General features: G+C 61.9%; 12 protein-coding genes, 1 other RNA gene and 2 pseudogenes. 5 read left to right on the top strand and 10 right to left on the bottom strand.

The genetic code is table 11. The features are described 5' to 3' along the window. Positions 1–127 precede the first annotated feature (127 nt). Positions 128–502: pseudogene (locus tag BVER_RS20410) on the top strand (oxygenase MpaB family protein); the annotation flags it as partial. On the opposite strand, the gene BVER_RS20405 reads toward BVER_RS20410, so the two are convergent. From BVER_RS20405 to tyrS, 3 genes are read right to left on the bottom strand one after another with little or no spacing between them, the layout of a single operon-like run. Beyond that, the gene (locus BVER_RS20405) at positions 499–1,146 is read right to left on the bottom strand and encodes a histidine phosphatase family protein (RefSeq protein WP_050454850.1); all 648 of its coding nucleotides are present in this window, start codon (positions 1,144–1,146) and stop codon (positions 499–501) included. The pseudogene BVER_RS20410 and the gene BVER_RS20405 overlap by 4 nt on opposite strands. Positions 1,147–1,160: 14 nt before the next feature. Continuing rightward, positions 1,161–1,619 (bottom strand): D-aminoacyl-tRNA deacylase, encoded by a 459-nt coding sequence (gene dtd, locus BVER_RS20400; RefSeq protein WP_050454847.1) that lies wholly within the window; start codon positions 1,617–1,619, stop codon positions 1,161–1,163. Next, positions 1,616–2,872, bottom strand: a complete 1,257-nt coding sequence (tyrS, locus tag BVER_RS20395) for a tyrosine--tRNA ligase (protein WP_050454846.1) — start codon at positions 2,870–2,872, stop codon at positions 1,616–1,618. The genes dtd and tyrS overlap by 4 nt, the downstream gene beginning before the upstream one ends. Positions 2,873–3,225: 353 nt before the next feature. Between tyrS and BVER_RS20390 the strand changes: the two are divergent. Next, positions 3,226–4,304, top strand: a pseudogene (locus BVER_RS20390) (anhydro-N-acetylmuramic acid kinase). A gap of 74 nt (positions 4,305–4,378) precedes the next feature. Here BVER_RS20390 and erpA read toward each other — a convergent pair. The 3 genes from erpA to rplM all read right to left on the bottom strand — a co-directional run bounded on the left by erpA (position 4,379) and on the right by rplM (position 5,777). Then, positions 4,379–4,744, bottom strand: a complete 366-nt coding sequence (erpA, locus tag BVER_RS20385; RefSeq protein ID WP_050454845.1) for an iron-sulfur cluster insertion protein ErpA — start codon at positions 4,742–4,744, stop codon at positions 4,379–4,381. A 200-nt stretch (positions 4,745–4,944) separates the two neighbouring features. Beyond that, complete coding sequence (rpsI, locus tag BVER_RS20380; protein ID WP_014190405.1) at positions 4,945–5,337, bottom strand: 30S ribosomal protein S9; 393 nt, start codon at positions 5,335–5,337, stop codon at positions 4,945–4,947. Positions 5,338–5,348: 11 nt separating this feature from the next. Continuing rightward, positions 5,349–5,777, bottom strand: coding sequence for a 50S ribosomal protein L13 (gene rplM, locus BVER_RS20375; protein ID WP_050454844.1), 429 nt, complete (start codon positions 5,775–5,777; stop codon positions 5,349–5,351). A gap of 575 nt (positions 5,778–6,352) precedes the next feature. Here rplM and BVER_RS20370 point away from each other — a divergent pair. Next, positions 6,353–6,775: an OsmC family protein gene (locus BVER_RS20370; RefSeq protein ID WP_050454843.1), complete on the top strand. Its 423-nt coding sequence runs from the start codon at positions 6,353–6,355 to the stop codon at positions 6,773–6,775. Positions 6,776–6,848: 73 nt separating this feature from the next. On the opposite strand, the gene rnpB is transcribed toward BVER_RS20370, so the two are convergent. The 3 genes from rnpB to pyrC form a co-directional block, all read right to left on the bottom strand. Further along, positions 6,849–7,253: RNase P RNA component class A (gene rnpB / locus BVER_RS20415), an RNA gene on the bottom strand. Between the two features lie 27 nt (positions 7,254–7,280). After that, positions 7,281–8,195, bottom strand: a complete 915-nt coding sequence (locus tag BVER_RS20365; RefSeq protein WP_083452275.1) for a DUF3025 domain-containing protein — start codon at positions 8,193–8,195, stop codon at positions 7,281–7,283. After that, positions 8,137–9,183, bottom strand: coding sequence for a dihydroorotase (gene pyrC, locus BVER_RS20360; protein WP_050454841.1), 1,047 nt, complete (start codon positions 9,181–9,183; stop codon positions 8,137–8,139). Before pyrC ends, BVER_RS20365 begins: the two co-directional genes overlap by 59 nt. On the opposite strand from pyrC, the gene BVER_RS32735 reads away from it, so the two are divergent. Both BVER_RS32735 and BVER_RS20355 read left to right on the top strand, forming a co-directional pair. After that, a complete protein-coding gene (locus BVER_RS32735) occupies positions 9,182–9,364 on the top strand; it encodes a hypothetical protein (protein ID WP_198155315.1) in 183 nt (60 codons plus the stop codon). The two genes, pyrC and BVER_RS32735, sit on opposite strands and share 2 nt — an antisense overlap. Before the next feature lie 44 nt (positions 9,365–9,408). Further along, positions 9,409–10,311 carry a class II glutamine amidotransferase gene (locus BVER_RS20355; RefSeq protein ID WP_083452274.1) on the top strand — a complete coding sequence of 301 codons (903 nt, stop codon included), beginning with the start codon at positions 9,409–9,411 and terminating at the stop codon, positions 10,309–10,311. Positions 10,312–10,315: 4 nt separating this feature from the next. On the opposite strand, the gene BVER_RS32730 is transcribed toward BVER_RS20355, so the two are convergent. Beyond that, complete coding sequence (locus BVER_RS32730; RefSeq protein ID WP_050454839.1) at positions 10,316–11,293, bottom strand: fimbrial protein; 978 nt, start codon at positions 11,291–11,293, stop codon at positions 10,316–10,318. Positions 11,294–11,373 lie beyond the last annotated feature (80 nt).

The following is an 11,373-nucleotide window of genomic DNA, read 5'->3' as shown; positions in this document are numbered from 1 at the left end:
GGCGAAGTTCCAAACTCCCAGGAAACCATTCAGATCAATATTGCTTCTGGGAGTTCTGGGAAACACGATCTTCCGGCGGCCCCTTGCCACCCTTGACTTCGACTAATTCTGAAGGGCCGACTACTTCGCCGAAACCGCGACCATCGCGCACATGCTCGGCGCACGCGATGTCCCGACATCACGCGCCGCCATCGAAACTTATCTGGAAGGCATGCGCCCGCAACTTCAGGCCGGCGAGCGCACGCGCGAAGTCTTGCGCGTGCTGAAGCATGTGCCGACGCCGAGCATCGTCATGAAGCCGGCCAGCCGAATGCTGTTCAGTGCGGGCGTCGATTTGTTGCCGGATTGGGCGCTTCAGATGCTCGAACTCGAAGCATTCGCAACCGCGCGGCGCGTGATTGCCAATCCCGGCGTGAAGGTCATCGCGCGCGTGGTGCGTTGGGGCTATACCAACACGGTGTCGAAGCGCGCGCGTCGCCGCGTAGAGATGCCAAAGGATTAAGCGCGCTTGCGGAAATCGTCGTCGTCCGTATCCGTGGCGAGATGCGAAACATCGCCCCACGACACGACCTTCGCTCCGTCGCCGTCATAATCGACCACATTCACGCTGCAATTCAGCAGCGGCCAATTCCGCGCATCCTGCAGCGGCAGCTTCTTCGCGAACCGATAGATGCAATCGAGCACGCCCCCATGCGCCACCACCGCGATGCGCCCGCCCGGATGCGCCGCGACGATCGGCTCCATCGCGTGCACCACGCGGTAATAGAACACGCGCTGCGATTCGCCCTCAGGCGGCGTGAAACCGGGATCGCACGTCTGCCATTCGACATATTCGGCCGGAAACTTTTCGTTGATCTCGTCGCTGTCGTGGCCCTGAAACGCGCCGTACGAACGCTCGCGCAAGCCTTCCGACAAGCGCACGTCCAGTCCGAGCGCACTTGCGAAAGGCTGCGCCGTCTGTCGCGCGCGTTGCAGATCGCTCGAATACACGGTGTCGATGCGCCCTTCGCGTGCGAGCCGCGCGCCGAGTTGTTCGGCTTGCAGCACGCCGTGTTCGGACAACGGAATATCGATGTGACCTTGAATCCGCTTGATGGCGTTCCACGCGGTTTCGCCGTGTCGGATGAAGAGAACTTGCGTCGTCATGGGCATTCCGAAATTTATGGCCGCACTTGCAGCCAGAACGTGACCGGCCCGTCGTTGACGAGCGACACTTGCATGTCCGCGCCGAATTCGCCGGTCTCGACGATCGGATGCTTTGCGCGCGCCTGCGCCACGAAGTAATCGAACAGGCGACGGCCTTCGTCGGGCGGCGCGGCGGGCGTGAAGCTCGGACGCAGGCCGCTCGACGTATCCGCCGCCAGCGTGAATTGCGACACCAGCAACACGCCGCCCGCGCGCCCCGCGCCATCCATGTTCGATACGGACAGATTCATCTTGCCCGCCGCGTCGCTGAACACGCGATAGGCGAGCATCTTCGCGAGCAGCTTGTCGGCAGCGGCTTCGTTGTCGCCGCGTTCGGCGCAGACCAGCGCGAGCAGGCCCGCGTCGATCGCGCCGGTCACGCGCTCGTCCACGCGCACGTCAGCGCGTTTGACACGCTGGATCAGTGCGATCATGCCGTCAGCGTCACGCGCGCGAAGCGACGCTTGCCGACCTGCACGACGAACTCGCCCGCTTCGATCTTGAGACCCTTGTCGGACACGGTCGCGCCATCGATCTTCACGCCGCCCTGCTCGATATTGCGCAGCGCCTCGCTCGTCGACGGCACGAGGCCCGCCTGCTTGAGCAACTGGCCGATCGCCAGCGGCGCGCCCGCGAGCGTCACCGACGGAATATCGTCCGGCACGCCGCCCTTCGCGCGATGGTTGAAGTCGTCGAGCGCGCGTTCCGCATCCGCCGGCGAATGGAAGCGCGCGACGATTTCCTGCGCCAGCATCACCTTGAAGTCGCGCGGGTTGCAGCCGCCGTCGGCTTCGCGCTTGTAGCCTTCGATCTCGCTCATCGGACGGAACGACAGCAGCTCGAAGTAACGCCACATCAGCACGTCGGAAATGCTCATCAGCTTGCCGAACATGTCGGTCGGCTTTTCGCTGATGCCGACATAGTTGAACTTCGACTTCGACATCTTCTCGACGCCGTCGAGACCTTCGAGCAGCGGCATCGTCAGAATGCACTGCTGCTCCTGACCGTATTGCTTCTGCAACTCGCGGCCGACCAGCAGATTGAACTTCTGATCCGTGCCGCCGAGTTCGAGGTCGGCATTCAGCGCGACGGAGTCGTAACCCTGCATCAGCGGATACAGGAATTCGTGGATCGAAATGGGCACGCCGCTCTGGAAGCGCTTGGTGAAATCCTCGCGCTCCAGAATGCGCGCGACCGTGTAACGCGACGCCAGCTTGATCATGCCGTCGGCGCCGAGCGACATCGACCATTCGCTGTTGTAGCGAATTTCGGTCTTCTCGCGATCGAGCACGAGCGCGGCCTGTTCGAAATACGTTTTCGCGTTGGTCTCGATCTGCTCGCGCGTCAGCGGCGGGCGCGTCGCGTTGCGGCCGGACGGATCGCCGATCAGCGAGGTGAAATCACCGATCAGGAAAATGACCTGATGGCCGAGATCCTGAAGCTGACGCATCTTGTTCAGCACGACCGTATGGCCGATGTGGATGTCCGGCGCGGTCGGATCGAGGCCGAGCTTGATGCGCAACGGCTTACCCGTCGCGGCGCTTCTCGCGAGCTTCTGCGCGAATTCGTCTTCGATCAGCAGTTCGTCGCAGCCACGCTTGGCGATGGCGAGCGCGCTCTTCACCTCGTCGGTGATCGGGAAAGCTTTCGCGGCGGGCGCGGACGACGCGTTGGAGTCTGTGGTCATGCTCGAGGCTTGGAAGTCAAAGGGTTCGATGGCGGCGGCGTGCGCGCCGAGGGGCCCACCCGGGACGCATGGAGGCGTCCGGCGATTCGCGTCGGCGACGCTGCGGCGTGCCCGATGCATGCGAATCGCGCGCAATTGCTTGTTCAGGCTGAGGATTTTACGCAATGAAGACCGCTTTCGCGCCGATTTCGGGCCAGCGAAGCCCGACGGTATCCCGTCGAAGCGTCTTAACGATTCTCACGGATGCGCGGATAATCCCGGCTGAACCTGAGAGCATCGACGAGGAGCGCGACGTGGGTAAGAAAACCGAGGCAATCGAAAGCGGCAAGGCGGACGGCGTCTACTTCGGTTTGATGTCCGGCACCAGCATGGACGGCGTGGACGGCGTCGCGGTGCAGTTCGCGACCGGCAACGCCCGTCGTGCTCGGCGAGGCACATGTATCGTTCTCGAAAGGCTTGCGCGATGCGCTGTTCGCGCTGCAAGCCCCCGGCGACAACGAGCTCGAACGCGAAGCGCTCGCCGCCAACGCGCTACGCCGTCTGCTGCCACGAATTGCAGAGCATGAGCGGCTGTTCGGCCACGAAAGTCCGCGCGATCGGCGTGCATGGGCAGACGGTGCGGCATCGGCCGGAAAAAGGCTACACGCGGCAGATCAACAATCCTGCGATGCTCGCGGAAATGACCAATATCGACGTCGTGGCCGATTTCCGCAGCCGCGATGTCGCTGCCGGCGGCCAGGGCGCGCCGCTCGTGCCCGCGTTCCATTCGACGATATTCGGCACGAAGAACGAAACGCGCGTCGTCTGCAATCTGGGCGGCATCAGCAATATCACGATTCTGTCGTCGAGCGGCGCGGTGCGCGGCTTCGACTGCGGCCCGGCAAACGCGTTGATCGACGAATGGGCGTTGCGTCACACCAAGCGCGCCTACGACGACGGCGGCCAGTTCGCCGCGCAAGGCAGCGTGCAACAGCCGCTGTTAAACGCCCTGCTCGACGAACCGTTCTTCGAGCATGCGCCGCCGAAAAGCACCGGCCGCGATCTGTTCAATTCCGCGTGGATGGACGCCAAACTCGCCGCTTTCCCCAACCTCGCCCCCGCCGATGTCCAGGCGACGCTCACCGCCCTCACCGCCAAGACCGTCGCGCGCGAAATCGAGCGGCACGCGTCCGATGCCCGCGCGGTCTATGTTTGCGGCGGCGGCACGCGCAATCCCGTGCTGCTGAAAATGCTCCAGCAAGCGCTCGACGCAAGCGGCGTGTCAGGCGTGCCCGTCATGACGACCGACGCGCTCGGCGTACCGCCGCAACAGGTCGAGGCGTTCGCCTTCGCCTGGCTGGCGATGCGCTGCGTCGCGCGCGAGCCGGGCAATCTGGCGTCGGTGACGGGCGCGGCAGGCGAGCGCGTGCTCGGCGCGATCTATCCGCGTTGAACGCATTGAGCGCGCGTTAAACGAAAAACGGAGCCCGAAGGCTCCGTTTTCGCTTACATCGATCGTTTCGTGCGTCAGACCGAGAACGACGAACCGCAACCGCAGGTCGTCGAGGCGTTCGGGTTCTTGATCACGAACTGCGCGCCATTGAGATCGTCCTTGTAGTCGATCTCCGCGCCAACGAGATACTGATAGCTCATCGAGTCGATCAACAATTGCACGCCGCCCTTTTCGGTGACGGTGTCGTCTTCGTTGACTTCTTCGTCGAACGTGAATCCGTACTGGAAACCCGAGCATCCGCCGCCTTGCACGAACACACGCAGCTTCAGATCCGGATTGCCTTCTTCATCGATCAATTGCTTGACCTTGTCCGCGGCGGCGTCCGTGAAGACGAACGGCAGGGGCATTTCGGTCGTGGGGGTGTCGCTGACAGCGCTCATTCGAACTCTCCAATTAAGCTTCTAACCGCTATTGTAGGGCTGATCTCAATATCGTGCCGAATGTCCATGGAATCAATGGGCTATATGCAAATTCGACATGGTTCAGCCGTTGCGCGCCAAAAACAAAAGCCGCCGGCACCCAAGTGCGGCGGCTTTTGCTGCTGCTTCGCCAGAATGGATCCGGCGAAACGCCAAAGCGATTAACGCTTCGAGAATTGCTTCCGGCGACGTGCCTTGTGGAAACCGACCTTCTTACGTTCCACTTCACGCGCGTCACGCGTAACGAAGCCGGCGTTCGACAGTTGCGACTTGAGCGTAGCGTCGTAGTCCATCAGCGCACGGGTGATGCCGTGGCGAACTGCGCCTGCCTGACCCGTTTCGCCGCCGCCCGACACGTTGACCTTGATGTCGAACGTGGTGCCGTGGTTCGTGAGTTCCAGCGGTTGACGCACGATCATCAGCGACGTTTCGCGCGAGAAATAGTCGGCGATGGGCTTGCCGTTGACGACGATTTCGCCCTTGCCCGACTTGATGAAGACACGAGCGACGGCGCTCTTGCGGCGGCCCGTACCGTAATTCCAATTACCGATCATGTGGGCTCCCCTTAGACCTCGAGCGCTTTCGGCTGCTGAGCCGAGTGCGGATGCGTGGCTTCAGCGTAGACCTTGAGCTTCTTGATCATGGCGTAGCCGAGCGGACCCTTCGGAAGCATGCCCTTGATAGCCTTCTCGAGCGCACGGCCCGGGAAGCGCTCTTGCATCTTGCCGAACGTCGTTTCGTAGATGCCGCCCGGGTAGCCCGAGTGACGATAGTACTTCTTGTCCGTGGTCTTGTTGCCCGTGACCTTCAGCTTGCCGGCGTTGATGATGATGATGAAATCACCAGTATCGGCGTGCGGAGTGAACTCAGGCTTGTGCTTGCCGCGAAGACGGCGTGCCACTTCGCTGGCGACACGGCCGAGGACTTTATCCGTCGCGTCAATCACGTACCATTCGCGCGTCACCTCTTCGGCTTTTGCGGAAAACGTCTTCATGATCGATCCAAAAATTTGAGCTGCCCTATGACTCGTCTTGCTCGGTCCTGCTTATATGAACTGCGCTGCCGGCTCTCACAGACTTCCCTTCGCAGGCTTAGAACGAATGGAACTTTGGATTATAGAGGGAAAGTAGTCGCCACGTCAAAGGGTTTGCCGCAGATGAGCGACACACCCGGCGCAGGGGACGCACGGACGAAAAAAAGCCCGAGCAGCTCGGCTCGGGCTTAATCCACCAAAGGAGGAGGTGGAGGAGACAAGTCCGAGTATAGGCACGCTCATGTTGCGAAGCAAGACGAATTTGCATCATGAAATTTCATTTCAAAATATAAAATCGTGATAAGCAGACTGAACAGTTGTTCATTTCATAGAATTTTCAATGGCTTATGGAATTCAATAGACAAATGCTTTGAGTCTAGAGGCGCGCCTCGAATCCAAAGGCATTGGATTAGTGGACTTTAAATCCCAAATAGTTGTCGTCAGTCAACTGGCAAATGCGCGAGTTTCGCGACCGGACGACGGTCCCCGACCCGCTACAATGCCGACTAACGACCTACGTTTAGCTGGAGCGTCACATGGAATGCAAAGTTAGCTGGATGGGACCGGGCGGCATGGCGTTCGCAGCCGAAACCGGCAGCGGTCACCTCGTCAATATGGATGGCGCGCCCGAAGGCGGCGGCCGCAATCTCGCGCCGCGTCCGATGGAAATGGTTCTGCTCGGCACCGGCGGCTGCACCGCCTACGATGTCGTGATGATCCTGAAGAAGAGCCGTCAGGAAATCGCCGATTGTTCGGTGACGCTGAAGGCCGATCGCGCGAGCGAAGACCCGAAGGTGTTCACGAAGATCCATTTTCACTTCACTGTCACGGGCAAAAATCTGAATCCGGCAACGGTCGAGCGCGCGATCAACCTGTCGCACGACAAGTACTGCTCGGCGTCGATCATGCTGGCGAAGACGGCCGAATTGACGCACTCGTTCGATATCGTGGAAATCTGAGTCCGCGCGATTGCATCGCCGAAAAAGCAAAAGAGCCGACGTCGCGAGACGCCGGCTCTTTCTTTTTGGATGGTGACAAAGCAGGCCGATAAGCCGGATTCTGTGCACGCGCCGCCCGAAAGCGCCGCGCGTGGCAATCATTCCTCTAGGCGCGCCATTGCTGACGCGCTCGAGCTTCCTACCCGCAGACGAACGGGGGCACCGTCCTGCATCGCGAGGATGCCTGCCTATTTGGAATTGCTCCGGGTGGAGGTTACCGTGCCGGAGCGTCTCGCGACGTCCGCGGTGCGCTCTTACCGCACCGTTTCACCCTTACCTGATCCCGTCTTGCGACGGGCCATCGGCGGTTTGCTTTCTGTTGCCCTGTTCCGCGTGTCGCCACGGATGGCCGTTAGCCATCACCCTGCCCTGTGGAGTCCGGACTTTCCTCGCCCTCTTCGATCGAAATCGTCGAGGCCGCGATTGCCTGGCCTGCTTTGCGGATGCGATTTTATCACTCGAGCCGTCAGCGGATCCGGCGGCCGGGACGGAAAACGCTCGTGTCGTCGTAAAAATCGGCCGATGCGTTCGCGTCCCACCAGCCCGGCACGCCGAGCACCGGCAGCGGCGAGAACGCGCGGCTGTCGAGCGGCTCGCTCAGCAGACGTTCGGCGACCAGCGCGTCGAGCATCGCGCGGCGGGCGGTGTCGTCGACGGAAAAGTAACTGTCCGGAACCTCGACGATCCACGCGTGGCCCGTGCACGCCTTGTACGGCGCGACCAGTTTTTCCAGCAGCGCATGGCCGAAGATCCGCGCCTCGCAGCGCGTGCCCCACCCGGCGCGCTCCGTGACGAAGAGCGTGCGCCAGTCGAAGCGGCGCAAGGCATCGGCGAGCGCGCGATCGGCGCAGGCGAACAGCACCGCGTTTTCATCGAAGAGCGTGAGCGCGTCGCGCACGCCGCCGCGCGTCGGGCCGATGCCGAGCGCATCGATCTGCATGGCCTGACGCGTGTTGAGCGCCGCCTTGATGCGCGGCTGCGCGAACCACATCAGGCCGTTGAAGAAATCGTGGAGATTGTGGCGCGTCGGCACGCAGCCGGTTTGCGCGATATGAGCTTCGTAGGACGCGCCTTCGGGCAAATCGTCCTGCGCGATGAAACCGAGCGGCTTGCCGCGCCCGCTGACCAGCGCGGCGGCGCGGGCGTCGGCGTTCAGCGCGTCGAGATAGGCGGCGTAACCGGCCAGAGCCGCCGATTGCCAACGCGCGCCGCGTTCAGCCAGCGGCGCGTTCCACGGCCGCGACCAGTCGATCGCGGCGAACGGCGAGCATGCGTTAGCAGGAATCACGTCCGCCATTTGGGGCACGAAACGCGGCGCGCACTCAGTCGACGAAGCGCCAGCCGATTGCTTCGCCGCCACGCAGCGGCACGATCTGCGCATCGCCGGCGCTGAGTTCGGCGGGCAAGGTCCACGACGCGCGTTCCAGCGTCACCGTGTCGGTTGCGCGCGGCAAGCCGTAGAAATCCGCGCCGTGGAAGCTCGCGAAACCTTCGAATTTGTCGAGCGCGCCGGCTTTATCGAACGCTTCGGCGTACAACTCCAGCGCATGCAGCGCCGTGTAGCAGCCCGCGCAGCCACACGCGTGCTCCTTCTGCCCCTTCGGATGCGGCGCGCTGTCCGTGCCGAGGAAAAAGCGCGCGTTGCCCGAGGTCGCCGCCTCGACCAGCGCCTGCCGATGCGTCTCACGCTTGATGATCGGCAAGCAGTAATAATGCGGCCGGATTCCGCCGACCAGCATCGCGTTGCGGTTGAACAGCAGGTGATGCGCGGTGATGGTCGCACCGATCGGTCCCTCCGCGTCGCGGACGTAATCGGCGGCATCCTTCGTCGTAATGTGCTCGAACACCACCTTCAGCGCCGGAAAATCGCGGCGCAGCGGCGTCATCACGCGGTCGATAAAGACCTTCTCGCGATCGAACACGTCGATATCGCCATCCGTCACTTCGCCGTGGATCAACAGCGGCATGCCGACTTCCTGCATCGCTTCGAGCGTCTTCGCGCACTTGCCGAGATCGGTCACGCCCGCGTCGGAATTGGTCGTCGCGCCCGCCGGATACAGCTTCACGCCATGCACGAAGCCGCTCGCCTTGGCGTGGCGGATTTCGTCGGGCGGCGTGTTGTCGGTGAGATAGAGCGTCATCAGCGGTTCGAAGCGCGCGCCCGCGGGCAACGCCGCGAGAATGCGATCGCGATACGCCGATGCCAGCTCGGTCGTCGTCACCGGCGGCTTCAGGTTCGGCATGATGATGGCGCGGCCGAACTGGCGCGCCGTGTGCGGCAGGACGGCGGCGAGCGTCGCGCCGTCGCGGACGTGCAGATGCCAGTCGTCGGGGCGCGCGAGCGTGAGCGTGGTGGAGGATGCGGACATGGCGGATGTGGGCGGACGTTGGAAAGCGTTGGAATGTCGAAGGCGTTCTGCAAGCCCGATGCGCGAAAACACGGCATCGCGCAATACGCCTCTCAGGTATTGGCAAAAATCGCCGTTAAAAATTGACAACGCCTGCAATCTTGCGACGCTGTTCGATTTTGCCTCGGTGATATCCTTGTAGGACGTATTGTAACAACCCGGCCCGAAGCCAAAACTGCCCGCATCATGTGCCAACTCCTCGGAATGAACTGCGCTGAACCCACCGACGTGACGTTTTCGTTCACCGGGTTCGCGGCGCGCGGGGGTGTCACGGACCATCACGCGGACGGCTGGGGCATCGCGTTCTTCGAGGACAAGGCCTGCCGGCTGTTCATCGATCATCAGTCGTCGGCCAGTTCGCCGCTCGCGGAGATGGTCAAGCGCTATCCGATCAAGTCGAAGAACACCATCGCGCATATCCGCAAGGCGACGCAGGGGCATATCCTGCTCGAAAACTGCCATCCGTTCATGCGCGAGTTGTGGGGACGGCACTGGATTTTCGCGCACAACGGCGATCTGAAAGGCCACGCGCCCGCGTTGAACGGCGTGTATCAGCCGGTCGGCACGACCGACAGCGAACTTGCGTTCTGCGCGCTGCTGCAGGGTTTGCGCAAGGCATTTCCGTGCTCGCAGCCACCGCTGGAAGAGTTGTTCGAAGCGCTCGGCGAACTCACGCGCGAGATCACGCAATTCGGCGTCTTCAACTTCCTGATGTCGAACGGGCAGGCGCTGTTTTCGCACTGCTCGACGCATCTGTACTATCTGGTCCGTAGCTGGCCGTTCTCGACGGCGCATCTGATCGACGCGGACATGTCGATCGACTTCGCCAAATACACGACGCCGGAAGACCGCGTCGCCGTGATCGCCACCTCGCCGCTCACCGACAACGAAACCTGGACGCGCTTCTCGCCCGGCGATCTCGCCATGTTCCAGTGCGGCGCGCTGATCCGCACGCTGAATATTCCGGTGCCGGAGGAAGTCGCGAAGAAGGCTGCCGAACCGCTGCAAAAGGCATGCGTCAGCTCGGCGTTGAAGATCGAAGAGATTCGGACGACGGCGGCAGTCGAGACGGAACTGGGAATCGAGTAAGCCGTTACTGATACACCATCGACACCGTCATCGACGTATTGGCCGTACCGGGTGTCAGCGTCGCGGCGGTCTGGTAATAGCGCGCCTTGAAGGCCAACGCGTAGTCGCCGCCCGTGGCCGAGTTGTAGCCGCTGAAGGTCTTCTGCGTGCTCAACGGGAACACCGCACCGCTCGAATCGAGCAACTGCACGCCGACGCCCGTCGCGGTCGATGCAGCGTTCAGCGCAACCACCGAATTCGCACTGTTGATGACCGTCGTGACCGGATCGATCCGGTACGCGATGCTGTTCATGCCCGCCGGACAAGCCTTAAGCGCGACATTGAAGTTCACTGCCGTGGTCGTCGTGTTGAGTCCCTTCAGTTCCGTCGTCAGATACGTGCCCATCGGGACGCTCACGTCGGGCGTCGTGCATGTGCCGCTGGTCACGGTCATGTTGCCCGATATCGACGTCGTGAAGATCGTGAAGTTGCGGTCGAGCGAATTCCTGATGGTGGGTACGTCGGCGGAAGTGATTACGCCCGGCGTGATCGCTCCGGTCTTGACGAAGACGAGCTGGCTTGCAGGATTGTTCGCGGCGTACACGTTGCCCTGCGTGACGACGCCGTACGAACCCGACACCGGTGCCGCGCTTCCGCCATTACTCAATGCCTTGACGCCCACGCCCGGCACGTTCGTCGCGTAGATATTGCTGCCGAGATTCGCGTGAGGCTGCGTGACGAGATCGACGTAAATCGTGCCGGCTGTGCTGCAATTGCCGAGAATCATGCTCGTATTCCACTGCGGCCCCTTGATCGTGAGGATCGTCGAGCCCACGCGCAAGTCGCGCGGCACGACGAAATTCGCCGGCAGCGTCAGCGAGATGGTCTGAGGTCCGCCGAAGTATGAGTAAGTGCATCCTCCGGCGTGACTGGCTGTCGAGAACAGCGCGATCAGAAGGCCGACAAAAAATTGGAATACGCGGACACCAGAGCTCTTGTACATTGATCAACGATCTTTATTCGAAATTTGCGTGGTTTGACACATTCTTCTTCGATCAAAGATTGTAGGCAACGATGGCGCGC

This window comes from Candidatus Burkholderia verschuerenii, from assembly GCF_001189365.1.
Classification (GTDB): domain Bacteria; phylum Pseudomonadota; class Gammaproteobacteria; order Burkholderiales; family Burkholderiaceae; genus Caballeronia; species Caballeronia verschuerenii.
The sequence above is the reverse complement of the archived record's forward strand: the minus strand, read 5'-3'. Positions and strand labels throughout refer to the sequence as shown.